General features: G+C 43.1%; 28 protein-coding genes. All 28 read right to left on the bottom strand.

All coding sequences use genetic code 11. From position 1 onward, the window contains the following. Positions 1-67 precede the first annotated feature (67 nt). The 28 genes from ccmI to fliM all read right to left on the bottom strand — a co-directional run bounded on the left by ccmI (position 68) and on the right by fliM (position 25,917). Positions 68-1,348 (bottom strand): c-type cytochrome biogenesis protein CcmI, encoded by a 1,281-nt coding sequence (gene ccmI, locus WAX86_RS04470; protein WP_065170170.1) that lies wholly within the window; start codon positions 1,346-1,348, stop codon positions 68-70. Next, a complete protein-coding gene (locus WAX86_RS04465; protein ID WP_036764218.1) occupies positions 1,345-1,869 on the bottom strand; it encodes a cytochrome c-type biogenesis protein in 525 nt (174 codons plus the stop codon). Before WAX86_RS04465 ends, ccmI begins: the two co-directional genes overlap by 4 nt. Beyond that, complete coding sequence (locus tag WAX86_RS04460; RefSeq protein WP_005300370.1) at positions 1,866-2,420, bottom strand: DsbE family thiol:disulfide interchange protein; 555 nt, start codon at positions 2,418-2,420, stop codon at positions 1,866-1,868. The genes WAX86_RS04465 and WAX86_RS04460 overlap by 4 nt, the downstream gene beginning before the upstream one ends. 11 nt (positions 2,421-2,431) lie before the next feature. Beyond that, positions 2,432-4,393 carry a heme lyase CcmF/NrfE family subunit gene (locus tag WAX86_RS04455; RefSeq protein WP_068967924.1) on the bottom strand — a complete coding sequence of 654 codons (1,962 nt, stop codon included), beginning with the start codon at positions 4,391-4,393 and terminating at the stop codon, positions 2,432-2,434. 3 nt (positions 4,394-4,396) lie between these two features. Further along, positions 4,397-4,876: a cytochrome c maturation protein CcmE gene (gene ccmE / locus WAX86_RS04450; RefSeq protein WP_044176226.1), complete on the bottom strand. Its 480-nt coding sequence runs from the start codon at positions 4,874-4,876 to the stop codon at positions 4,397-4,399. Then, on the bottom strand, positions 4,873-5,079 hold the full coding sequence (gene ccmD, locus WAX86_RS04445) for a heme exporter protein CcmD (RefSeq protein ID WP_036764222.1): 207 nt from the start codon (positions 5,077-5,079) through the stop codon (positions 4,873-4,875). The genes ccmE and ccmD overlap by 4 nt, the downstream gene beginning before the upstream one ends. Before the next feature lie 7 nt (positions 5,080-5,086). Continuing rightward, entirely contained in the window at positions 5,087-5,818 is a 732-nt protein-coding gene (locus tag WAX86_RS04440; RefSeq protein WP_044176228.1) for a heme ABC transporter permease, read from the bottom strand. Between the two features lie 225 nt (positions 5,819-6,043). Continuing rightward, positions 6,044-6,712, bottom strand: coding sequence for a heme exporter protein CcmB (gene ccmB / locus WAX86_RS04435; protein ID WP_005300379.1), 669 nt, complete (start codon positions 6,710-6,712; stop codon positions 6,044-6,046). A gap of 2 nt (positions 6,713-6,714) precedes the next feature. Next, positions 6,715-7,365 (bottom strand): cytochrome c biogenesis heme-transporting ATPase CcmA, encoded by a 651-nt coding sequence (ccmA, locus tag WAX86_RS04430; protein WP_005300381.1) that lies wholly within the window; start codon positions 7,363-7,365, stop codon positions 6,715-6,717. Between the two features lie 373 nt (positions 7,366-7,738). Continuing rightward, positions 7,739-8,173: a DUF2802 domain-containing protein gene (locus tag WAX86_RS04425; RefSeq protein WP_036764224.1), complete on the bottom strand. Its 435-nt coding sequence runs from the start codon at positions 8,171-8,173 to the stop codon at positions 7,739-7,741. Beyond that, positions 8,173-8,667, bottom strand: coding sequence for a chemotaxis protein CheW (locus WAX86_RS04420; protein WP_036764226.1), 495 nt, complete (start codon positions 8,665-8,667; stop codon positions 8,173-8,175). The genes WAX86_RS04425 and WAX86_RS04420 overlap by 1 nt, the downstream gene beginning before the upstream one ends. An 18-nt stretch (positions 8,668-8,685) precedes the next feature. Beyond that, entirely contained in the window at positions 8,686-9,888 is a 1,203-nt protein-coding gene (locus WAX86_RS04415) for a chemotaxis protein CheW (RefSeq protein WP_341489161.1), read from the bottom strand. Further along, entirely contained in the window at positions 9,878-10,654 is a 777-nt protein-coding gene (locus WAX86_RS04410) for a ParA family protein (protein WP_341489160.1), read from the bottom strand. Before WAX86_RS04410 ends, WAX86_RS04415 begins: the two co-directional genes overlap by 11 nt. Before the next feature lie 11 nt (positions 10,655-10,665). Next, entirely contained in the window at positions 10,666-11,919 is a 1,254-nt protein-coding gene (locus WAX86_RS04405; protein ID WP_341489159.1) for a chemotaxis response regulator protein-glutamate methylesterase, read from the bottom strand. A gap of 74 nt (positions 11,920-11,993) precedes the next feature. Then, positions 11,994-14,297 carry a chemotaxis protein CheA gene (locus WAX86_RS04400; RefSeq protein ID WP_341489158.1) on the bottom strand — a complete coding sequence of 768 codons (2,304 nt, stop codon included), beginning with the start codon at positions 14,295-14,297 and terminating at the stop codon, positions 11,994-11,996. A 9-nt stretch (positions 14,298-14,306) separates the two neighbouring features. Continuing rightward, entirely contained in the window at positions 14,307-15,029 is a 723-nt protein-coding gene (locus WAX86_RS04395; protein ID WP_005300399.1) for a protein phosphatase CheZ, read from the bottom strand. Positions 15,030-15,065: 36 nt separating this feature from the next. Beyond that, the gene (gene cheY, locus WAX86_RS04390) at positions 15,066-15,449 is read right to left on the bottom strand and encodes a chemotaxis response regulator CheY (protein WP_085999123.1); all 384 of its coding nucleotides are present in this window, start codon (positions 15,447-15,449) and stop codon (positions 15,066-15,068) included. Between the two features lie 43 nt (positions 15,450-15,492). Then, positions 15,493-16,215, bottom strand: a complete 723-nt coding sequence (locus WAX86_RS04385; RefSeq protein WP_106142631.1) for an RNA polymerase sigma factor FliA — start codon at positions 16,213-16,215, stop codon at positions 15,493-15,495. After that, a complete protein-coding gene (locus WAX86_RS04380; RefSeq protein ID WP_068946828.1) occupies positions 16,208-17,095 on the bottom strand; it encodes a MinD/ParA family protein in 888 nt (295 codons plus the stop codon). Before WAX86_RS04380 ends, WAX86_RS04385 begins: the two co-directional genes overlap by 8 nt. Continuing rightward, entirely contained in the window at positions 17,088-18,674 is a 1,587-nt protein-coding gene (flhF, locus tag WAX86_RS04375; RefSeq protein ID WP_341489157.1) for a flagellar biosynthesis protein FlhF, read from the bottom strand. The genes WAX86_RS04380 and flhF overlap by 8 nt, the downstream gene beginning before the upstream one ends. Before the next feature lie 39 nt (positions 18,675-18,713). Next, entirely contained in the window at positions 18,714-20,819 is a 2,106-nt protein-coding gene (gene flhA, locus WAX86_RS04370) for a flagellar biosynthesis protein FlhA (protein WP_341489156.1), read from the bottom strand. Positions 20,820-21,066: 247 nt separating this feature from the next. Further along, on the bottom strand, positions 21,067-22,197 hold the full coding sequence (gene flhB / locus WAX86_RS04365; RefSeq protein ID WP_005300415.1) for a flagellar biosynthesis protein FlhB: 1,131 nt from the start codon (positions 22,195-22,197) through the stop codon (positions 21,067-21,069). A 71-nt stretch (positions 22,198-22,268) separates the two neighbouring features. Continuing rightward, positions 22,269-23,051, bottom strand: coding sequence for a flagellar biosynthetic protein FliR (gene fliR / locus WAX86_RS04360; RefSeq protein ID WP_341489155.1), 783 nt, complete (start codon positions 23,049-23,051; stop codon positions 22,269-22,271). A gap of 12 nt (positions 23,052-23,063) precedes the next feature. Then, positions 23,064-23,333 (bottom strand): flagellar biosynthesis protein FliQ, encoded by a 270-nt coding sequence (gene fliQ / locus WAX86_RS04355; protein WP_036764231.1) that lies wholly within the window; start codon positions 23,331-23,333, stop codon positions 23,064-23,066. Beyond that, positions 23,330-24,118, bottom strand: coding sequence for a flagellar type III secretion system pore protein FliP (gene fliP, locus WAX86_RS04350; protein ID WP_085999124.1), 789 nt, complete (start codon positions 24,116-24,118; stop codon positions 23,330-23,332). Before fliP ends, fliQ begins: the two co-directional genes overlap by 4 nt. A 16-nt stretch (positions 24,119-24,134) precedes the next feature. Further along, positions 24,135-24,473: a flagellar biosynthetic protein FliO gene (gene fliO, locus WAX86_RS04345; protein ID WP_036764233.1), complete on the bottom strand. Its 339-nt coding sequence runs from the start codon at positions 24,471-24,473 to the stop codon at positions 24,135-24,137. Next, the gene (gene fliN, locus WAX86_RS04340; protein WP_005300423.1) at positions 24,473-24,859 is read right to left on the bottom strand and encodes a flagellar motor switch protein FliN; all 387 of its coding nucleotides are present in this window, start codon (positions 24,857-24,859) and stop codon (positions 24,473-24,475) included. Before fliN ends, fliO begins: the two co-directional genes overlap by 1 nt. A gap of 14 nt (positions 24,860-24,873) precedes the next feature. After that, on the bottom strand, positions 24,874-25,917 hold the full coding sequence (gene fliM / locus WAX86_RS04335; protein ID WP_005300426.1) for a flagellar motor switch protein FliM: 1,044 nt from the start codon (positions 25,915-25,917) through the stop codon (positions 24,874-24,876). Position 25,918 lies beyond the last annotated feature (1 nt).

Genomic DNA, 25,918 nt, shown 5'->3' with positions numbered 1-25,918 from the left:
TATAAAAAAATAGGCCAAATACCAGAGTATTTAGCCTATTTAATTTATCTAGTGTGTATAAGAAATATTAATATTGCTTATCAATAGTCATTTCAGTCGAGCCACCAAGAGGGACTAAAACACTTTCACCATAGTAGTCACCTTGCTTACTCATCACATCACCATCACTGTCGATACGTGCTTTAATGATCATATCTGGCAAATCCGAAAGCTTCGAAGTTGGCATCATATTATCCTTATCGTCCAGTGTTAATGTTAGAGGAAACTTAGTATCTAACGGTAAACGACGGGCAGCAATTGGCATTGGGGCACCTGATGCATTATGTACAGAAACCATAATCATGCCTTGCTTTGGCATTTTTACGTTTGGACCAAGATTAATGGTCACACGCACACTTTTATCTGCTGCAACATCATTTTTCTTAGCTTGTGCTTCTTCTTTAGCAACCGTTGTTGTTGGAGCAACAGCCGCTTTATTAAGCATAGCTTGTGCACGAGCAATACTGCGATCTAGCATGGCGACACGAGATTCATCAGAACCAGAAAGAGCCTTCATCATAGACCAATAAGAAATCGCTTGTTCATACTCTTTATGTTCAAAAGCATCAAACGCCAATAGTGACATTGCGGTCATATTAGTATGATCTTGCTTAATAACATGGCGTAGAAGCTGACGAGCATAATCAACTGATGCCGGATTGCCATTATCGATCAGCATTAATGTTTGCGCATAACCCAGTTGATATTCAGTATTATTTGGATCCAAGTCATAAGCACGTTTCATCGCTGATTTTGCCGTATCGGCATCACGATTAGACATTGCAATACGACCCAGTAAATACCAGCCTTGGGCATCATTTGGATGATCATGAAGACGAGTACGAAGACCCAAAGTTAGATCCGACATATCTTGATCAGATAATGGCTCACCTGCTTGCTCAGACATCAAACGCTGTGTTAGCTCAGGTAAACGATCAATCGTTTTATGCCATGCTTCTACTTTTTGAATGCCACCTAACGCAAAGTACATACCGTAGCTAATACCGACCAGCAAGATAAAACCTGGTAGCAACATGGCTAAGCTAACTTTGCTCTTTTTCTCTTCTTCTTGAGCTGGAATATCATCTAAAAGTGATTGCTGAAGCTCAGCCACAAGTTCTTGCTGATCTTCAACCAAGCCCTCTTCCGCTTCATGAGCCAGTTCATCAACACGCTCTTTATAAAACGCTTTATTGAGCTCATCACGGTTAGCAACATCATCAATTTCTTTGTGTGATAACATTGGGTAAACGAAAATAGCACCACAGAATAGAACAATTACCGCGGTTAATAGCCAAAACAGTATCATTTGTTCACCTTAGTATTATTGTTCTTATCTGTATCTGATGGCTGATCCATATCACTTAAAATCGCCTTCAAACGCGCTTCTTCTTCCGCATCTAGTGTGTCGCTATTCTCAGTAGCCAGTTTGCTATTTTTACGAGATCGAATCACTAGAACAGTAAAGCCAATAATTACGAACAGTAAAGGACCTGCCCATAAAATGATGGTTGATGCCATTACAGGTGGATCATAGGTTACAAAATTACCATAACGAGCAATCATATAATCAATGATCTCTTTCTCGCTTTTACCCTGTTGTAGCATTTCGTACACTTTACGACGCATATCTTGAGCAAGCGTTGCATTTGAGTCTGCAATATCGTTGTTTTGACATTTCGGGCAACGTAGCGTTGAAGTCAGCTCTTGAAACTGCTTTTCTTGCTCATTGTTTTTAAAGTCATACACATCGATAGAGGCTAAAGCCGGAAGTGCAATAGTTAATGCCATAACAGCACTAAGCAGCACTTTCCATCCACGTTTTATCATCCTTTAGCTTCCTCTTTCATCTTGTCATAGATTGGCTTGAGGGTCTCATTCCAGTTAGTCGCATTAACATCACCAACGTGGCGATAGCGGATAATGCCGTTACCATCAATTAGGAAGGTTTCAGGTGCACCATATACCCCCAAATCCATGCCTAACATACCGGTATTATCATAAAGTGTATGAACGTATGGATTACCTAATTGGGTTAACCAATCAATGGCTTTTGCTCGATCATCTTTATAGTTAAGACCAATAATTTTAACCCCTTGCTTAGCAAGCTGATTTAGATATTGGTGTTCGGCATAACAGGTAGGACACCATGTCGCCCAAACATTGAGCAACAACGGCTGACCTTTAAAGATAGTCTGCTCGTACTCTTTACCCGGCTCAAAGATATCTTCTAGCTTAAAGGTAGGCACTGGCTTACCGACAAGGACTGACTCCAATTTTGTTGGATCATCACCATCGGCATTGCGCAGTAGCTGCACCATAAACATCGCCACTAAAGCTAAAAAGATAACAAGTGGGATAAATAAAAACTTCTTATTCATTCGGCCATCTCCTAGCGCTTAGATTCAGTAATTTGTGCTTTTTTGCGAAAACGGTAACGCTTATCACTGATCGCAAAGACACCGCCAATTGCCATTAGTAATGCGCCAAACCACATCCAGTTTACAAATGGCTTGTAGTAAATACGAACGGCCCAAGCACCATCACCTAGTTTTTCACCCATCGCGACATAGAGGTCACGAGTAATGCCACTATCAATTGCCGCTTCTGTCATCATAGAACCTGCAACCGTGTAGATGCGCTTTTCTGCATGAAGCGTTGTTACCATGATATTGTTTTTACTGATCTTAAAGTCAGCAACATAACCATCATAGTTAGGACCATCTGCATCACGAAGACCTGCAAAGTAGAAATCATAACCCTTCACATTCACGCTTTGACCTGGTGCTAGACGAACATCACGTTCTAAATCGTAATTTGAAACCAGTGTAATACCGATAATCGAAACCGCTAGACCAATATGACCAAAGACCATTGCCCAGTGGCTACGACCTAGTTTACCTAAACCTTCAACTAAGCTATGACGGTGAGTTGCACGCTCATACAATTCAAAACCATGCAAAATCACAATCCAAGCAGCCATCCACATGCCCAGTACCGCTAGCGGCTCAACTGTGCTTGCAAACAGATAAATTGAACCAAAGGCAAAAATAACAGATGCAATCGCAGAGATAATAAGTTGCTTTTTGATCTTAGAAATATTGTCACGTTTCCAGCGAACCAGAGGCCCAATACCCAGAACAAAAGCAAATGGCACCATCAACCATGTAAACAACGTATTGAAGAACGGTTCACCAATCGAAACAGAACCTAGACCCAACTGCTTATGTACTAGCGGTAGCAAAGTACCGATAAGAACCACAAGTAAACCAGTAACTAATAGGATGTTGTTGGCAAATAGCATATTTTCACGAGAGAACAGACTATAGTTACCACGCGAACGAATTTGTGCGCCACGTAGAGCATACAGTAGTAATGAACCACCGATAACCACAACAAGGAAGCCAAGAATAAACATGCCGCGAGAAGGATCTGAGGCAAATGCGTGCACAGAAACCAAAACGCCAGAACGAACAAGGAAAGTACCTAGTAAGCTTAAAGAGAATGCAGCAATAGCAAGCAGAACTGTCCACGCTTTAAATGTGCCGCGCTTTTCTGTTACCGACAGTGAGTGCATTAGTGCGGTACCTGCCAACCAAGGCATGAAAGAGGCATTTTCTACTGGATCCCAGAACCACCAGCCGCCCCAACCTAGTTCGTAGTATGCCCACCAAGAACCAAGTGCGATACCAAGAGTTAAGAATGACCATGCAGCAATAGTCCAAGGACGAGACCAGCGAGCCCATGCCGTATCCAAGCGACCTGTCATCAGTGAAGCAATAGCAAAAGCAAAAGCAACAGAGAAGCCAACATAACCCATATACAACATAGGTGGGTGGATAATCAAACCTGGGTCTTGAAGCAGAGGGTTAAGATCGCGGCCTTGAACAGGGAAGAAAGGCAGTGTACGTAAAAATGGGTTTGAAGTTAGGATGATAAACAGTAGGAAACCTACAGAAATCATACCCATAACAGCAAGTACACGAGATACCGACTCTAACGGCATACCTTTACTTAAACGAGCAACCGCAGCCGCCCATGCTGATTGGATAAATACCCATAACAGTAAAGAGCCTTCATGGGAGCCCCATACTGCAGTAATACGGTAATACCATGGCAGTAAACTGGTTGAGTTACTTGCAACATAGGTTACAGTAAAGTCATTGCTATAAAATGACCAGCACAGTGAAACAAAGGAGCCGAGCAGCATCAAAAATACGCCATAGGTCAAAGGACGAGCCATGCGCATCATTGCTTGGTTACCGACAGAGGCACCATAGAGTGGGTAAATGCTGACTAGGGCGGATAACCCTAGTGCAGCGATAAGAGCAAACAGCCCTAATTCAGGGATCATGTATTACTTACCTTGTAGTTGTTCTTCGGTGTATTGAAGACGTGTGTGATTCTTCTTCATTGCATCAGCAACTTCAGGTGGCATGTAGTTTTCATCGTGTTTAGCCAGTACTTCACTTGCTTGCACGGTTGTAGGGTTAACTAACACACCTTGAGCCACAATACCCTGCCCTTCACGGAAAAGATCAGGCAAGATACCATCATAGATAACCGTTACTTTTGGACCAACATCTTCCACTTCAAAGCTGACTTTTAATGACTCAGGATCGCGTTTAAGAGACCCTTTCACCACCATACCACCAATGCGTAAACGTTGACCCACTTCTGGTTTAGTACCATCTGGTTTACCGTTAACTAATTCAGTTGGAGTATAGAACAGATCCATATTTTGATTTAGGGCATACAACATCAAACCAACTGTTGCGCTTAAACCAACTAGAATCGCTATAACGATCGTTAGACGCTTCTTACGTCTTGGGTTCATAGAGTATTCTCCAATTTTTTCGCTTTCTTAATGCGTTCTTCACGAGCCATTTTGTTTTTAATATCGGCCAGTAAACGACGTTTTTTTCGCAAGCTTGAAACTAAAATCCACAGCAACGCTAATAGTGAAATACCGTAGCCACTCCATACGTAGCCTGCATACCCACCCATAGCGAGAAAATCACTAAACGAATCAAAATGCATAATTACCTCACTTCACCAATTCACGAACCCAAGGGCGGTGGCTTTCACGTAATAGGATCTCATTACGCAAACTGATCATTGTGACCACACCAAAGAAAAACGCATAGCCAAAGATATTAAGAAGCAGAGGCCACAACATATCGGTGCTCATAGAAGGTTTAGCGAATTTAGTAATAGTTGCACCTTGGTGTAGAGTGTTCCACCACTCCACCGAGAAATGGATAATTGGAATATTGATCACCCCAACAATCGCCAGTAAGCCCGCAGCCTTTGCTGCTGTCTTATGGTCATCAAATGCGTTATAAAGCGCAATAACACCTAGGTATAAGAAAAGAAGAATTAGCTCAGAAGTGAGGCGAGCATCCCAAACCCACCAAGTTCCCCACATTGGCTTACCCCAGACCGCCCCCGTAAATAATGCGATAAAAGTAAATACCGCACCAACAGGCGCCATTGCGGCAGCAGCCATATCAGATAGACGAATTTGCCATACTAAGCCAATAAAAGCAGCAATCGCCATCGACACATAAGCCCCCATAGACCAAATAGCGGCGGGAACATGCCAATAGATCAGACGGAAACTGTCACCTTGTTGGTAATCGGTTGGCGCAAACATTAAGCCCCAAATAGTACCAACTAAGATTAATGAGAAGGCTAACACAGAGAACCAAGGCAACAATGTACCGCATAGCTGGTAGCATCGTTCAGGTTTCGCGTAGGGATGTAACCACTTCCACATAATGTACTCTACCCAAATTGATGGTTATAAATTAATTGTTATAAAACGTATTTTAATGACCGAGTTACAGTAACCATAATTTCACTATGGTTTATATCAGGATAAAACCTCAACTCGCTCACCATAATCATTGAATTAACTAACGCTGAATTGCACATTCATCCTTAAGCCAAAACAGCAAAAGCTCAGATACTATTTATTCTAGTCTCTGAGCTTCAGTTATCGTTAATTCACACTAATTCGAAGTGATGCTGCAATAGCAAACGGAGCCATGGTAGCCGAACCTACTAGCATTGCTCCCATTAATGCTAATTGTCCGTTATAGGCCATACCAAGGCTGGCAGCATCAATCGCTGAAGTTGCAAATATAAGCACAGGTATATAAAGCGGTAATATGAGCAAGCTCAATAAAACCCCACCTTTTCGCAAACCAACAGTTAAAGCGACACCAATGGCCCCAACAAAACTTAAAGTTGGCGTGCCAAGTAATAACGTCAGTACCACCGCAAGCCAAGTCGACCAATCAAAAGACAATAAAATCGCAAGCAGTGGACTAATAATAATTAAGGGTAGACCCGTTAATAGCCAGTGAGCGATCACTTTGGCAAAGGCTAACACAGGCAAAGGGGTCGGCATCAACATCATTTGCTCCAATGATCCATCGGCAAAATCATCACGAAACAGTCGTTCCATCGATAAAAGAGCTGCCAATAGTGCCGCCACCCAAACAATACCGGGAGCAATACGAGCAAGTAATTTTGGCTCAGGTCCTACCGCTAGTGGGAAAAGAGTAATAACAATAATGAAAAACCAAAGCGGGTTAAAGACATCAGCCTGACGACGAAATGCAATCAACAATTCACGACGGATCACTTGAGTTATCGAAGTCAGCATAATTATTGTCCTAACTTAATCTTACGTAAGTGGTCACTATCGGTGAACATATCTTGGTGAGTTGTTAGCAGCACCATACCACCACGTTGGGCATGGGCTAAAAACAGATTCTCTAACACTTTGACGCCTTGTTTATCAATGGCAGTTAAAGGCTCATCTAATACCCAAAGTTTGTGATTGCTCAACCATAAACGAGCTAAAGCGACTCGACGTTGCTGACCTGCAGATAATTGTCCAGCTAACACATCTTCACGACCGGCTAAACCAACGTGCGCCAATGCATCCCACAAGGCTTCCTCTCCAGTTACCCGAGGAGATCCTTGTAACTCACTATCGTATTCCCATGGATGCATCGCTTGGAAAAACGCTAAATTTTCATAAGCACTGAGTTCTTTTTTAACCCCAGTACTGTGGCCTAAAAACAGCAAATCGTGATGATAATCTTCACGAGCTGTAACAATATCTTCGCCTTTCCAACGTACAACACCGTGATCAGCTCGACCTAACCCTGCAATGATTCGTAATAATGTTGTTTTACCTGCGCCGTTATGCCCTTCGATCTGCACCAATTCACCAGATGAAATCGTAAAGTTAAGGTGTTCAAACAGCATCCGCTCATCACGAATACAGGCTAAGTCTTCAATAGACAGCATAATATGTAGAAGATCCTTGGTGTTACACACAAGCGAACATCTTACCACATCCCCCTAAGATTAGGTTAGACAAGCAAAAACATGCCATCAAAACTCAGTAAGAAAATGTAAATAAAATGTATGAAATATTATCTATTCAATCGCTCTAAACTAACAGCACCCTGCTTGGATCCTAGATTTAAGCGATGACAGTGATTGTTCATTCTTATCAGAGATAGTGGCACGTTTATATATGACTACTAATGATAAAACAAGACGATAATTCCTATTGGTTTAATAGGGATATCCAAATACGTAATTTAACGGGGAATAAAGTGAAAATTATCCCTTTAATCATAAAGTAATCATTAAAGGGATAACTGAATAGGTAGGATTAAGAGCGACGTTTTTGGCTGCGAGTCTGCTGTAAACGCATAAGTAATTCGGCTTCCGCTTTAGGTAAGTCGCATTCGCGCATTAATTCGTGCAGATCAGCACCAAGTTCTGCCATTCTACTGGCTCTAGAATACAAACGACCATCGGCATCTTGCATGCTCAGGTCAATTTGTCGATCAGAAACCACTTCCAGTTGACGGTTTAGATCCATCATTTTCTGGCTCATACCCATAGTACCGGCACGTAATTCATTCAATTGTTTAGATAAACTCTCGTTTTGTTGGCGAGAATTTTTTAATACCGTTTCAATTGCAGCAAATTTTGTTTCGTAACTTGCTCGTAATTGGCGCTCTTTACGCCATGCCACCATAGCAAAAATAAAAGCCAAACCAGCAACAGAAAGCGGTAACCATTGAAGAATTACATTAAGCATTATAGATACGCCATTTCGTCCCATTCATCGTCAGATAATAATTTATTCAAGTCGACTAAAATCAACAAATTACCATCACGATTACATACACCTTGAATAAACTTCGCACTCTCTTCAGTACCCACACTCGGTGTACTGTCGATTTCAGAACTACGAAGATAAACAACTTCTGCAACGCTGTCGACTAAAATACCAATCACTTGCTTTTCTGCTTCGATAATCACAATACGAGTGTTATCAGAAATATCGCCAGGCATTAAACCAAAGCGAGAGCGAGTGTCAATCACAGTCACAACGTTACCGCGAAGGTTAATAATACCTAAAACATAATCAGGAGCACCAGGTACAGGCGCAATTTCGGAGTAACGTAACACTTCACGCACTTGCATTACGTTAATACCATAGGTTTCATCTTCTAATTGAAATGTAACCCATTGCAATACTTGGTCTCGATTATCGTCTTGTTGAATTTCCGCTACATTTAGCTGTGACATTTTTTATCCTCATTGGCTCTAATCATGAGTAAGTGCTTTGACGTCCCACCCTTGATTAAGCATGGTAATCATCTCACTAACATGGATCAGGGCACACATTTTTTCTTTAACCATACCAGCAAGCCAAGGCCGCTTTCCTGCTTGCTCTCGCCACTGGATATCGGTTGATAATAAGGTTTGAGTACCATGCAATTGATCACAAGCCAATCCCCACCGACTCTCACCTAACATCACGATATATTGATAATTTTCCAGATAGTCATCATTACGAAGTTTATCGGACATTACCCAACGAGCGGTATCGACCACATCCAATTGTAATGATGGCGAACTCTGTAAACCTAAATACCACTTAGGGCGACCTAATAAATGATTCAGTTCGCCTAAGCGATGAATTCCACCTAACTGCTCTAATGCAACAGCAAACATGACACCGTTCACTTCAAAAAACAGAGCCTGAAAAGAAGAGGAGGTAAATTGCCCCTGCCATTCATTTATCGGCGTACTTGCCTCTAATACGAGCGCTTGATGTTCAGTCTCAACATCAGCAAATAGTGCATCATCACTCTCTAAAATCGGCAATGTTTCAGCAATCGGCTCGGCACTACTATCACTGAAATCTGCAAGTATTTCAGGCTCTACAGTTGAGACAACCAATGCATCGCTGTTCTCTTCTAACTCTGGTTCAATAGCCGGTTCAATAGTGAGCTCAATAGCGGGCTCAGAATGGACATCAGCCAATGAAACCCAATGTTCATCTTGCTGCTGCGACCATGTATCTAATAATTGCTGTAATTGCAGCTGGCTCTCAGATACAGGTTCAGCCAAGATCGGCTCTGCAAATACCGATTCTGTCAATATAGGTTCTGCATACTTTGGCTCAATATGAATCTGTGAACGAGAACATTTAATTAAGGTATCGGTATCGAGCCACTTTTCTTTAGAGGCTAAATGGGTTGACTCAGAATCGGCTGTGATATCTTGAGCGTTATCACAGATATCAGTATCTTCACGGTCCTTACTAATGTCAGCCGTAGTCTCTAATGGATAATGTTCAAGAGTAGACACCTTAGAATCAGGATCTTCAAAATCAAGAGTTTCAGACTCAGGAGACTTTGAATTAAAATCCTCTGAACTTGGTTCATCCCATAATTCTTCAACAAGCAAATCACTAAAATAGTCATTTAAAGCTTGTTCACTTGATAGTGGTTTATTTGCCATGTTCCAATCGCTCTAAATGGTTAAGCAACGTTTTATAGGCAAAGACTCCACGACAACTTTTGGCATACTGCGATGGTGGCATGTGGCGCAAACTGGCATCTCGAAATTTGGTATCAATCGGTACGGCAGAAGCCCACACTTGTTCAGGATAACGCTCTTTAAGCTCTTGTAACGTTTGTAATGAAGCGTTCGTTCGTCTGTCGTACATGGTAGGAACAACACAAACGTTAAACCCAGCAGGGCGAGAACGCTGCATAATATCGAGCGTACGCATCATTCTCTCCAGCCCTTTCATGGCAAGAAACTCAGTTTGAACCGGAATCAAAATACGGTCACTGGCTGCCAATGCGTTAACCATCATCACCCCTAAAATAGGTGGACAGTCAATCAAGACATAATCGTAATCTTGCGCAAGGCTATTAAGGGCTTTTTTAACCACTAACCCCATACCACTTCGATTACCCAATACTCGATCCAATGTTGCCAGCGACATATGAGCAGGAATGATATCGATGTTTGGATAATCGGTATGGAGTATCAGCGGTTTGACTCGATCTCGGGTGATCTCGGGTAACTGAAACAGATCAAAAAGACTGGCAGTCACCGCATCGGGATCAAAATTGAGGTAGGTTGTCAGTGACGCATGAGGATCGGTATCAACCAATAATACTCGCTGCTTACGTTCACTTAATAATCCAGCCAAAGTTACGGTTGTCGTGGTTTTACCCACCCCACCTTTTTGGTTGGCGATACTCCAAACTATCAAAAAATCTCTCCCTACTCTAAACCGAGCTCAACTAAAATTCGCTCGGCAATACGATCTAAAGGGAGATCTTCGCTCGAAATGCCAGCTTTAGCAACTGCTTGAGGCATACCATAGACTACACAGCTCTCTTCATCTTGAGCCCAGATAGTCGAACCGTTAGCTTTTAGCATCCGAGCCCCTTCGCGACCATCGGCTCCCATACCCGTTAAAATAATAGAAAGCACTTTATCTTGATAAACCTTGGCTGCTGAACCGAATGTTACATCGACACACGGTTTATAATTCATTCGTTCGCCGCCATCAAGAATACGCAAACGTCCAGCGCCCACTCGGCCATCAACCATCATCTGCATACCACCAGGAGCTAGATACGCTTTACCTGGCTGTAAAATGTCACCATCTTGCGCCTCTTTAACGCTGATCTTGCACAGATTATCCAAGCGAGCAGCAAACGCAGGGGTAAATGTTGAAGGCATATGTTGAATCAGCACAATCGGTAATGGAAAACGTGCAGGCAACTTGGTCAAAATTTTCTGTAGAGCAACCGGTCCTCCTGTTGAAGTACCTATTGCAACCAACTGATATTTTTTACCTGACGCTTTAAAACGCATCACCGGCTTATTCGCACTGGCAGGTACTGAGTGCTCCGTAATGTGAGGCTTTGCCACTTGTACACGAGCTGAGTTTGCAGATGTTGTTGCAGCCACAGTTGGCTTAGTTGTACGTAAATTGCTATGACTTGTTGAAAGAGCTGAACTCGAAATATGAGAACGAGCCGTATCGCTTAAACGTGTCGTTGCAGATGTACGAGACGTATGAGCTAAACCTGACGTCAGTGTTGAGCTTACTGGTCGACGCATAAAACGGCGCTTATGGGATAATTCCACAATGCGTTTTTGTAGGAGTGATACCGCTTCTTCACGGTTACGTGCGATATCCTCAAATTTCTTAGGTAGAAAATCTAATGCGCCTGCATCTAACGCATCAAGGGTCGCTTTGGCTCCCTCATGAGTTAAAGATGAAAACATCAAAATAGGGGTAGGAGCCACTTTCATGATTTCTCGAACCGCAGTAATGCCATCCATAACAGGCATTTCGATATCCATAGTGATCACATCAGGATGCAGTTGACGCGTCTGCGCAATGGCCTCTTTACCATTTGCAGCACTACCTATAACTTCTAACTTTGGATCGGCACTGATGATTTCGCTTACTCTGCGACGAAAAAAGCTTGAGTCATCTACGACTAATACTTTGATAGCCATGACGATATTCCCCTTTTTAATTGTTATTAGCGCCACAGTCTCCTATGGCGCTATTTGTTGGCGGGTGTCCCGTCTTACTTACGACCTGCGTAGTGTTTTAGCAGGTTAGGTACATCCAAAATCAATGCAATATGACCATCACTGGTGATAGTCGCCCCAGCCATACCCGGGGTGCCTTGCAATAATTCATCTAATGGCTTTATCACCACTTCTTCTTGACCAACTAAGGTGTCGACTACAAAACCGATCCGTTGATGACCAATTTGGACAATCACAACATGACCATGATCGCGATCTTTATGCTCGGTATAATAACGAGGGGCTAACCAATCTTGGAGATAAAACAGAGGTACGGCTTTATCTCGAACTATGGTCGTTAACTGTCCATCAACGATATTGGTTTTACGTAAATCAAGATGGAAAATCTCATTAACACTAGCCAGTGGCAACGCAAAAGGTTGATCAGCGACACCGACCATCAAAGTTGGCAAGATAGCTAAGGTTAACGGTACTTTAATCTCAATACGCGTTCCTTTACCCATGGCAGAATCGATATGGATTGAGCCATTTAATTGGCTGATGGCTGTTTTTACCACATCCATACCCACACCACGACCAGAGATATCAGAGATCTCTTTCTTCGTTGAGAAACCCGGTGCGAAAATCAGATTATAAGCTTCATTGTCGGTTAAACGAGAAGCAGCATCACTGTCCATAATGCCACGCTCAACCGCAATGGCTCGCAATTTATTGGCATCCATTCCGTTACCATCATCTTCAATGGTTAACAGAATATGATCTCCTTCTTGCGAGGCTGACAGTAACACGGTACCGGTTCTTGGTTTACCAATTCTTTCTCGAACTTCCGGCATCTCAATACCGTGATCCACTGAGTTTCTCACCAAGTGAACCAGTGGATCGGCTAAAGCTTCTACCAGGTTTTTATCCAGATCGGTCTCTTCACCTTGCATCTCAAGCACAATGTCTTTTTTCAGATGACGAGCAAGATCTCGAACCACACGCGGGAAACGGCCAAAAACTTTCTTAATTGGCTGCATGCGCGTTTTCATTACCGCACCTTGCAGATCAGCGGTAACAACATCTAAGTTAGCGACCGCTTTTGACATCTCTTCATCGTTACTGTTTAGCCCTAAGCTCACTAACCGATTGCGAACTAAGACTAACTCACCGACCATGTTCATAATGGTATCTAACGTTGAAGTATCAACTCGTACAGTAGTTTCAGCAGCAGGTTTACTGATCGCTTTCTCTTTTACCGCCGTTTCACGAACCGCAACAGGTTCTGCTGTTCTAATAGGAGCGACAACAGGTGTTGGTTGTAACTCTGAACATTCAGATGAACTCACCGGTTGACTAACAGGTGCGGGCTCATCTTTCTGATCATTCATTTCTGCCACAGAACACGTTGCAGCTTCTAACTCTTGTGCTGAAGGCCCTTTACCTATGCCATGAAGTTGATCGAGTAAACGTTCAAACTCATCGTCACTCATCAACTCTTCATCGCCCGATGTCACTTCTGCAGCTGTCTGTTCATTAGCAGAATCAGCAACAATCGATGATTCTGTACCTGTAACGGTATCTTCATGACTGCTTGGGCCTTTTCCAGAACCATGCAACTCATCCAATAAGCGTTCAAATTCATCATCGGTAATATCGTTACTGTCAGATTCGATGTGTAAACGTACCACATCGCTCGGCTCCGTTGATGTCGATGCAGAATTTGATACAGGCGCTGAGGATTGTGTCGCGGATGATCCTTCATTTACAGAAGGGCCTTTTCCCACGCCATGTAACTCATCGAGTAAACGTTCAAATTCATCTTGCGTGATATCATCAACACTTGAGCCAGAGGTCACGGGTTGATCCTCTTGATGAGATGATGCACTGGCGGGTACCTCCACCACCACAATCTCAGGTTCAGGTTCTACCACAGGAGTCACCACAATTGGCTCTGCCACAGGATCATCACCCGGTTGACTAAAACGATGCAATGCTGCAAGTAAACTTGGGTCAGCTTGTTCTAACGGTTCACGATCTTGCACCAAAGCAAACATCACATTAATGGTGTCTAATGCTTGTAAGATGACATCCATCAACTCTGATGTTACGTGACGTTTACCGGTACGGAGCAGATCAAAGACATTTTCAGCACCGTGACAAACATCAACCAACTCAGTTAATGATAAAAATCCAGCCCCGCCTTTTACGGTATGAAAACCGCGAAAGATAGCATTGAGTAACTCGGAATTCTCAGGACTGCGTTCGAGTTCAACAAGCTGCTCAGAAAGCAACTCAAGAATTTCTCCTGCTTCAATCAAAAAGTCTTGCAGGATATCTTCATCTAAATCAAAGCTCATAATGTCCCCTTAAAATCCAAGACTGGAGAGTAAATCATCAACATCATCTTGGCTCGACATAACATTGTCATGCTTTTCTGTGTTAACAATCGGCCCTTCAGCACGCAATGCCCGCTCAACTTGTTGAGCTTCTGACATTGGTCCTTGTTCTTCTAAACCAAAGGCTTTCAATATTTCAATTAATCGCTCTTCAACTTCTTGAACTAACGCAATCACTCGACGGATAATCTGTCCCGTTAAGTCTTGAAAATCTTGCGCCATTAATATTTCAGTCAGTTGAGAACGAACTTCACTGCTGTCACCCTCGACCTGCATCAGCAACTTATCGATGTCGTGGCACAATAACTTAAACTCCGCTAAGTTAATTTCTCCATCCATCAAACGTTGCCACTGCGGGCGAACTTGCAATAAAGTTTCATGTAATTGGTCTGCAATCGGTAAAAGACTTTCGACGGCATCCATGGTTTTGTTGGCAGCTGCTTCTGTCTTATCAATAACGAAAGACAAGCGATCGCGAGCATCTGGGATCTCGTTGGTCGCCAGATCATTTAAACGCGGATCTAACCTAAAATGAGTTAAAGAGTCGTGCAGTTGTCGGGTGATCTTACCAACTTCTTCATACATAGGTTCTCGCGTTTCTGCGATGATCATCTGCATAAGAGCGTTGGCTTCAGTTTGTTGTCCATCCTCTAACAAACAAACGAGCTGTTTTGCTTGATCAAGTGTAATCATTATTGTCATTACCCTATTAACATCTGACGACCAGATTTACTGCATACGCTCGAAAATCTTTTCTAATTTTTCTATTAATGTAGCGGCAGTAAAGGGCTTAACAATATAACCATTTACCCCAGCTTGCGCAGCTTCAATGATCTGCTCGCGTTTTGCTTCTGCAGTAATCATCAGTACAGGTAAATGTTTTAAACTGTCATCCGCTCGGATATGGCGAAGTAAATCAATCCCTTGCATTCCAGGCATGTTCCAGTCGGTAATGACAAAGTCAAAATCGCCACGCTTTAACATAGGTAAGGCGGTTACTCCATCATCAGCTTCTTGAGTATTATTAAAGCCAAGATCACGCAGTAAGTTCTTCACGATTCGACGCATTGTTGAGAAGTCATCAACAATGAGGATTTTCATATTTTTATTCAAAGTTGCCTCCACTGAGGTCACAGTGTTTTGCTAAAGTAAATAGTTAATTTTGCCAAGCTTTTAGTTTGGCTTTTAAACGCTGCATTGCTTGGGTATGAATCTGACAAATGCGAGATTCACTCACCCCAATTACTGCACCAATCTCTTTTAGGTTTAACTCTTCATCATAATAAAGCGATAAAACCAGAGCCTCTCTTTCCGGTAGCGTTTTGATCGCTTCAGCCAACGCTTGGCGGAAAGCATCATCAACAACTCCCTGAAAAGGTAGATTTTCTTCTAATAATTCATCATTCGCAACCGCATCTTCAGAGATACCGAGATCATCGATACCAACTAAACGACCACAATTTACATCGTTAAGTGCTTGATGATATTGTTCCAGCGACATCTCTAAGTGCTCAGCAACCTCATGGTCATTAGGATCTCGCCCTAATTCATGCTCAAGTTGGGCCATCGCTTCACTGATTCGGCGACTGTTTTTGTAAACAGAGCGCGGAACCCAATCTCCACGACGAATATCATCCAACATAGCACCACGGATACGAATTCCGGCAAAGGTCTCAAAACTCGCACCTTTGGTCGGGTCATAATTTTGCTGAGCTTCAAGTAAGCCGATCATGCCCGCTTGAATTAAATCTTCGATCAAAATATTCGGTGGTAAACGCGCCATCAAATGATGAGCAATCCGTTTAACCAACGATGAGTGACGGGCAATAAAAGCTTGTGGACTTTCTTGATAGCGCCCGTAAGTTAGCGCTCTATTCACAAGCACATTCCCCTTCTAGGCTTCTTTTTACCAGTAATCTCTCAACGAAAAACTCAAGATGACCACCTGGATTACTTGCGCTCGGCCAAGTTGTTGCTTTGGTTGCTAACGAGTTTAACGCCAAACTGGCAGGGCTTCGTGGGTAAGCCTCTACCACCAGCTTTTGACATCTTACCGCTTGACGTACTGCATCATCTAGTGGGATACATGCCACCAATTCTAAGTTAGCGTCCAAAAAGCGCTCAGTGACTCGGGTTAACTTAGTATACAGATCGCGCCCTTCACGATAACTGCGCACCATATTTGCGACAATTTTAAAACGCTGAACCCCATAATCCCGGTTTAGCACTTTAATCAGAGCATACGCATCGGTAATTGAGGTCGGCTCATCACACACCACAACCAAAACGTCTTGTGAGGCACGGGCAAAGCTTAAAACCATATCAGAGATACCTGCTGCGGTATCAATCAGCAAGACATCGACCTCATCTTGTAAACTACTGAAAGCTCGAATAAGCCCTGAGTGCTGCATTGGGTCTAATTCAGCCATATTGCGAGTACCCGAAGAGGCTGGAATGATCTTAATTCCGTATGGTCCCTCGACAATAATGTCTTGTAAATCACACAAGCCAGCCATCACATGAGAGAGATTACGGCCAATTCGAATACCTAACATAACATCAATATTAGCCAGGCCGAGATCGGCATCAAAGACCATCACTCGCTTACCTTGCTTAGCCATTGAAATCGCCATATTTAAGGTAATATTGGTTTTACCAACCCCGCCTTTACCGCCAGTTACAGCAATCACTTTGGTCGAGGGAATCTGAGTTAAACGGCGCAGGCCGCTAGCTTGATCGTACATTGCGTTCTCAATCATAAAAATCTGCCGCCTTTTGCTCAAGACGATCACTAGACCAGAAGTGAGGTCGTTGGTTAAGCTCTTGCTCCAACAACTCATTTGCTCGTGCGACTAAAAACTTACCCGTCGCTACTTTGATATCCTCGGGAACCCGCTGCCCATCGGCAAGATAAGCAATCGGTAATGCATTTTGGATAGTGACCGCAATCACCTCACCTAAACTTAAAGACTCATCCAATTTGGTTAAGACGCAACCTGATAATGGGATACGACGAAAATGTTCAATGGTCTCTTGCATCACTCGACGCTGAGCCGTTGCTGGCATCACCAATAGGCTACGAATATGAGCCCCACTGTTTTGCATTAGGGTATCAAGCTGTTCTGACAAACGAATATCACGCTGACCCATACCTGCTGTATCCAGTAATACTAAGCGGCGATGACGTAACTGATGTAATATATCGGCAAGTTCTTCCGCATCTTTAGCAACTCTTACCGGACAGCCGATAATTCGACCATATGTTGCCAATTGTTCGTGTGCACCAATACGAAAAGTATCGGTTGTTACAAGGGCGATTTGCTCTGGACCAAACTCCATGGCTGCTCGTGCAGCAAGCTTGGCAATCGTCGTTGTTTTACCTACTCCGGTTGGGCCTAACAGCGCTACCACACCACCAGATTCCAATACATTTTCTTTGATGGTTTGGATTTGATCGGATAATAAATCGAGTAATGCTGGCCATGCTTGATGCGGTGGTAGCTCTTCTGGAATATAACTGGCGAGTTGGTCAGCCAATTCATCGGATAAGCCCATCTTTTCCAAACGCTTAACCATCATTGCCCGCATCGGCTCGCGGCGTTCTACTTCTTGCCACATTAATCCTGACAGCTGATGCTCTAACAAGTAACGAATAGAGGCTAACTCAGAGCGCATAGTCTCTATATCATCAAACTGATGGGAAGATTTTGCTTCGTAACGAGAAGGGTCCAAGCGCGGTTTAGCTGGACGCTGACTATAATTAGGCTTAGCTCGATTCCCAACATGCAGCTCACGTTCATATTGACTGGATGATGGACGTTGATAATCACCAATATCTAATGAATGCTTCTGAGCTCGAAAATCATAACCTTGTGACTGCGCCGAAGCATCATGACGAGATGATAAAGAGTGACGCTGAAGCTCGCGCGGTTCATCATGATAACTGTGTTCTGATTCTTGCTGGCGGTGCTTTGACTGACGTTGCAACAAAGCGGTTAGCGAATCTTCTTGGCGCTCATCACCGTTTGGTTGAGATTCTGCATAATTTTGTAGCACATTAGCAAAACGACTCGATGGCGCACTTTGTTGTAACTGAACATGATCGTCTGCTAATTTACGTTTAGCTTGGCCAAAGCCATAAGCCAGTTCATCACGTGCAGATTGCATTGCTGATGATTTCATCGGTTCTGGATGACTATCCGGATCCACTGCCGCAACAATTTCAACGCCGCCAGTCACTTTTTTATTCGACATGATCACCGCATCAGAACCGAGCTCTTCTTTGACCTCGTTAAGTGCAGTACGCATATCTTTGGCAAAAAAACGTTTAATTTTCACTCGTATCTTCCCGTTTGATAACGCTGTAAATAACCAACATTAATGACCGACCGCGTTGACGATACGGATCTGTTTTTCATCAGGCACTTCTTGATAAGAAAGAACGCGTAGTGTTGGAATGGTATTTTTTACAAATTTTGCAAGAGTGGAACGCAATACCCCAGATGTAAGCAGTACCGCAGGTTCCCCTTTAAATTCTTGTTGCTGAGTTGCATCGGCTAAAGATTGCTGCAAACGTTCAGCTAAGCCTGGTTCAATTCCTGTCGATTCTCCCCCAGCAGATTGCATCGTCTTATGCAATATCTGTTCCAGTTCAGGCACTAGAGTAATCACAGGTAATTCTGCCTCTACCCCATTGATATCTTGACAGATTAGTCGTTTCAATCCGATTCGAACGGCTGCGGTCAATATGTCAGTATCTTGGCTTTTACTGGAGTATTCCGATAGCGTCTGCACGATTGTTCGAATGTCACGAAGCGGAATGGCCTCATTCAATAAGTTTTGCATCACTTTCACGACCACACCCAGAGGTAGCTGATCAGGTACAAAACCGTCGACCAATTTCGGCGTAGATTGGCCAAGCATTTCCAGTAGATTCTGAACTTCTTCATGGCCCAATAAGTGGGCGGCATTGTTGGTTAAGATTTGGCTCAAATGAGTTGCTAGCACAGTCGATGAATCCACCACTGTGTACCCTAATGCCTGAGCATGTTCACGTTGTGACTCTTGAACCCAAACCGCATCCAAACCAAAAGCGGGATCTTTAGTCATTTCCCCATCAATATTGCCGTAGACTTGGCCGGGGTTAATTGCCAGTTCCATATTGGGATGAATATTGGCTTCACCGCACGTTACCCCCATCAAGCTAATGCGATAACAGTTGGGCGGTAATTCAAGATTGTCACGAATATGTACCGCAGGAATTAAAAAACCAAAGTCTTGAGAAAGCTTTTTACGTACCCCTTTAATACGTTCAAGCAGCTCACCGCCTTGTTCTTTATCCACCATAGAAATTAAGCGATAGCCAACTTCAAGACCTATCATGTCAACTGGTTGTACATCATCCCATGACAGCTCTTTTGGTGCTTGTTGCGGTGTTAATTCAGCAGGTAACGAAGAAGACGATGATTGATTATTTTCTATCGCTTGTTTTTCTTTGGTTATACGCCAATAAGCGACAGCACCAATCAGTAATGCCAATAGTAGAAATGGAATGTGAGGCATCCCCGGCACAATACCCATCACAAACAAAATGACCCCGGTGATCATTAACGCTTGTGGATTATTAAACATCTGAAAATACAGAGCTTTACCCATATCTTCATCGGTATTTTGTCGTGTTACCATCATTGCTGCTGCAATAGAAAGTAATAACGATGGGATCTGAGCGACTAAGCCATCACCAATGGTCAATAAACTGTAGATAGATGCCGCTTCTGCAAAACCTAATTGATGCTGCATCATACCTATGATTAAGCCACCAATAATGTTAATAAACAGAATTAAAATACCGGCAATGGCATCCCCTTTTACAAACTTAGAGGCACCGTCCATTGAACCGTAAAAATCCGCTTCTTTGGTCACTTCTGCACGTCGAGTTCGGGCTTGCTCTTGGTCAATTAATCCCGCATTTAAATCGGCATCGATCGCCATCTGTTTACCGGGCATCGCATCTAAGGTAAAACGAGCACTCACCTCTGAGATACGTCCAGCACCTTTAGTGACAACCATAAAGTTAATGATCATCAAAATAACAAAGACCACCAAACCAACCGCGTAGTTACCACCAATCACCACCGAGCCAAAGGCATCAATAACCTGACCCGCCGCATCGGAGCCTTCATGGCCGTGCAACAAAACCACTCGCGTAGAAGCCACGTTAAGCGCCAAACGAAGCAGTGTTGCAATCAACAAGACAGTTGGAAAGGCGGCAAAATCCAATGGTCGTCGGGTGTAAATAGTAACTAATAACACCACAAGTGCTAATGCGATATTAAAGGTGAATGCCATATCCAATAGCAATGGCGGCATTGGCAACACCACCATAGCTAAGGTTGCCAGCACAAGCACAGGGGCACCTATCGCGGGCATGGATTGCAAACGATCAAACGGCAGCTTATTGGTAAACGGAACAGACAGTTTCATTCAGTAAATAAAATAACAATAAAAGGGAAAGACCAATCGAAGGGAACCATAGCAGACAGGGCATAGTGCAATCCTGTTAGCCACGATTTTGCTTCAACGCTACAAAGCTGTTTTTATAGCAAAAATCATGCCTAAAAATACGTCACTATTTTGACAGCTATCTTATTGATATTTCACTAACTTAAATGAAATTATTTTTGTGAGGCATATCTCAACTTTTCTATATTTACTTCCATTTTATAAATATCTAGTGGCGAAGTTCTGTTGGAATCTGCTCAGAATCAGGCGATAGTTTCGGTTTTTGTCCTTTCCCTCGACGATATTGTTTTAACTGGAAGACATAAGCTAATACCTGAGCCACCGCAATAAATAGACCGTCAGGAATTTGTTGTTCTAGCTCGGTAGTATGATAAATCGCACGCGCTAACGGAGGTACAGGAACAATATCAATATTATGTTCCTTGGCAATTTCTCGAATTTTAAATGCAGTATGATCGACCCCTTTGGCTATTACTACGGGCGCACTATCCAGTTTTGGATCATAACGTAAGGCAACAGAATAATGCTCAGGGTTGGTAATAATCACATCCGCTTGAGGAACATCAGCCATCATACGGCGCTGAGCCATTTCACGTTGAAGCATACGAATACGTCCTTTAACTTCAGGCTTACCTTCTGTCTCTTTATACTCGTCTTTAATCTCTTGCTTAGTCATTTTTAGTTGTTGATTAAATTGATAAATCTGAAATGGCACATCTATCGCAACAACCACTAATAACGAGCAGCTGATCAACAAAATAAAATGCAATAAAGTACTTAACGCATGATAAATATTGTTAGGATAACTCTCTTGAGCTAACTGGAAAAAATCATCCAAACTGTCGTACATCAAGTAATAAGCAACACCAGAGACCAGTCCCACTTTTAAAATGGATTTGATCAATTCAACCCAGCTTTGCATCCCGAACATGCGCTTAAAGCCACTTAACGGATTCATTTTTGATAATTTAGGCATCGCCGCTTCTGAAGAAAAACGAACCCCACCTAGCCCGGCAGCGCCAATAAAGGCCGCCACAAAAAGAAACACCAGTACGAGCGTTAAAGGAGCTGCAATTCCCCAGATCACCTCGGAAATCACCGTCGACATTGCACCGAGATCAAACACTTCTTCTCGGGTCAAAGAAAATAGACGTGACATTACCGCAGCTAACGCCTGACCAAGCGAGCCACCAAACCACATTAACCCCACCGCACCAGCAATCAGTACGGCAACCGAAGCCAATTCACGAGAACGCGGAACCTGCCCTTTTTCTTGAGCCTGTTGCCGCCTTCGGGGCGTGGCGTCTTCGGTACGTTCTTGATCGTCAGAATCAGCCATAATAACCCTGAGCTATTCTTGTCATACTCATCAATTCCAACGATATATAAATACAGTTCAACGTTAATTCTCTAGCAGTTTAATCGCACCAAATCACACATCTTATCTAGGCCAAACTGCCAATATTGCTCATAGTGAGGAAGCAGCCCTCTCACCACAAACCAACTGATCACAAAACCTATTAACAGCGCAAAAGAGAAACCTAATGAGAAAATATTTAATTGTGGAGCCGCTCGCGTCATGACACCAAACGAGAGGTTGACCGTTAAGAGCGCAATAATCCCCGCTAGAGCCATACTTAACGCCATCTTAAACATATGACCAAACCACAATGCCAGTTGGTAATAATCTTGCCCGTTGAACATAGCCTTTCCGATTGGCAAAGTAGTAAAGCTTTTTACTATCAGCTCTAACATCTCTAAATGGCCATCGGACATCAAAAATAAAATAATGGCTAAAAACAGATAAAGCTGACCTAACACTGGGGTGTTTTGACCGTTTGCAGGATCGACCATAGAGGCGAAACCCAAGCTCGATTGCATAGCGAGGATTTGCCCTAGTAAAACAAAGGATTGAGTAATAAATTGTGTCACCAGACCAATGGCAGCACCTATAACAATCTGCTGGGTAGTAATAATGAAACCATGCAGAGAGAGTAAAGCAATATCTTGGGGAACTTGGGGTAATACCGGCACGACCGCGAATGTGATGGTTAATGCCAAATAGAGTCGAATCTTAGCCGAAACAAAGCGCGCACCAAAAAACGTCATCGTCATCATCATGGAAGAGATACGAATAAACGCCCACATATAGTTGGCTAACCAATCCAGTAAAATTGCAGAGGTGTAGTGCATAACGAACCTTGGTTAATACAACAAGTTCGGTATCTGCTCGATGATCTGATGAAAATAATCCATCAACATTCGAGTCATCATATGACCAAAAAACATTAACGCGAGCAAAGTAGCAATTAAGCGAGGCAGAAAACTTAATGTCTGTTCGTTAATCGAGGTTGCCGCCTGAAACACCGCAACGACCAAGCCCACAATAAGCCCCGGAATGACAATGGCACAAACCATAATCAAGACCATATAGAGGGCTTGCTGAAATATATCGACAAAAGCTTCTGGCGTCATACGGCAAAACTCCCTGCAAGCGTTGATAAAATCAGATTCCAACCATCAACCAACACAAATAGCATTAACTTAAACGGCAACGAAACAATCATAGGTGAGAGCATCATCATACCCATTGCCATCAATACTGACGCCACCACAAGGTCAATAACTAAAAAAGGCAAAAACAGCATAAAACCTATCTGGAATGCCGTTTTTAATTCCGAAGTAATAAACGCTGGGATGAGAACAGTCATTGGTACTTGTTGCGGGTCAGAAACCTTAGCCCCTGAGATATTAACAAAGGTTTCAAGATCCTTAACCCGCGTCTGTTTAAGCATAAATTCTCTCATCGGCACTTTGGCTTTCTCTAACGCCTGCGGTGCTGTGATCTGCTCATTAATATAAGGCTGTACCGCCTGAGCATTAATTCGATCCAAAACAGGAGACATCACAAAGAAAGTCAAAAACAGAGCAATACCAATAATTACCTGATTAGATGGCGTTTGTTGCAGACCTAACGCTTGACGCAAAATCGACATCACCACCACAATGCGGGTAAAGGATGTCATTAAAATCACAATGGCAGGCAAAAAACCTAAAGCGGTCATTAAAGCCAGAATCTGCAATGTGACCGAATAATCTTCACTGCCATCAGGATTTACGGTTACCGAAACCGCAGGTATTCCTGTGCTGCCTTTTTGGGTGCTTAAAAATGGGACGCTTTGACTTAAACTATCAACTGCTGTTGCAGACGACGTATTGGCAAGAGCATTAAAAGAGCAAAAACCCAAAAGTGCAAACATCAGCACTATTACGATGTTACGACTTATCATGTTTATTTAAAAATGCGTTTAATTGACTAGCAAAATCACTCCCTGCGACCTTATCTAAGGTGACAGGGTGCTCTAACTTTGTCAGCAGTGAAATATTATGAGCGGTAATACCAACGAGAACCTGTTCTTGCCCAACTTGCACTAACGCGATTCGTTCTTTGGTGCCAACCGCCAGTTGTGAGACAATTTGTAACTCTTGCTGACGACCTTTAAAGCCTGTGACTCGCATTCGTTTTACTAACCACGCTAGCAAGAAAATTAGGCCGATAACCAATAATAACGATGCTAGCGTAGTGGCAATATTAAGATCAGGTGCCGTATTCATTAACGTAACTTCTTAATGCGTTCAGTTTGGCTGATCACATCGGTTAAGCGGATACCGAATTTATCATTCACCACTACCACTTCACCATGGGCGATCAATGTGCCGTTTACCATCACATCCAACGATTCACCTGCAACCCGATCCAACTCAACAACCGAGCCTTGGTTCAGTTGTAGTAAGTTACGGATGCTAATTTGAGTACGTCCTACTTCCATCGAAATGGTTACGGGAATATCTAAAATAGAGTCCAGTTTACGACGCTCATCATCACTAACAGGTGCACTGTCGTCAGTTAACTCTTCAAGAGGTGCAGGTTGTACTTGAGCTTCTTGCTCTGCCAATGCTGCCGCCCACTCATCTGCCATTTGTTGATCATTTTGAGACATAAGAAATCCTAGTATTAATCGTTATCTGCCACAGCTGCTAAGGTACGAGTTAATGCATCTCGCTCAAGAAAGGCTAACTCAGTCTTCACCATATCCGGGCGCTTTAATTTTTCTGAAATTTTTAATGCGACGTTATCACCTGAGCGACCCATTTTGGCGCGATAGGTTGGTAAGTCTTCCACAAACACTGTGGCTGTATCAGGCATATCAACCGGAATAATATCCCCAACTTGCAACTCCATTAGATCGCGCAACGTCAGATCCACATCGAGTAATTTGGCGCGAATATTCACAGGAATATCCATGATCTCTTCACGCAGTGCTCGACTCCAACGTACGTCCGTATCCATCTTGTCACTTTGCACGCCAGCATCGAGTAATTCTCGAATCGGTTCAACCATGGAATAAGGCATTACCACATGGAAATCACCGCCACCACCGTCTAGTTCTATATGGAAAGAACTCACTACGATCACTTCCGTCGGGCTAACAATGTTGGCCATGGTTGGGTTTACTTCTGAGTCTAAATATTCAAACTCAACTCCCATAACCGGCGACCAAGCTTCGCGATAATCTTCAAACACCAGCTTTAAGAGCATTTGAATAATACGTCGCTCAGTTGGAGTAAATTCACGCCCTTCAATTTTGGCGTGGAATCGACCATCACCACCAAAAAAGTTTTCCACCAAAATAAAGATCAAACGCGCTTCCATTGTGACTAAAGCAGTACCCTTTAATGGCCGAAAACGCACCATATTCAAACTGGTTGGCACATATAACGTATTTTGGTATTCACCAAACTTCATCATTTGAACCCCATTGATCGAGACTTCTGCCGTTTTGCGCAGCATATTAAATAAGCTGATCCGCATATGACGAGCAAAGCGCTCATTAATCAATTCAAGGGTGGGCATCCGACCGCGAACAATGCGATCTTGAGATGAGAAGTCAAAGGTAATAACACCCGTTTCACTGCTGTTTGATTCAGGGCCGTCGTCTACATCACCGACCCCATGCAGTAAGGCATCTATTTCATCTTGGGTTAATAAATCACTCACA

This window comes from Photobacterium damselae subsp. damselae, assembly GCF_038086725.1.
Classification (GTDB): domain Bacteria; phylum Pseudomonadota; class Gammaproteobacteria; order Enterobacterales; family Vibrionaceae; genus Photobacterium; species Photobacterium damselae.
Note: the sequence above shows the minus strand (reverse complement) of the source record. Positions and strands in the feature narration are given on the sequence as shown.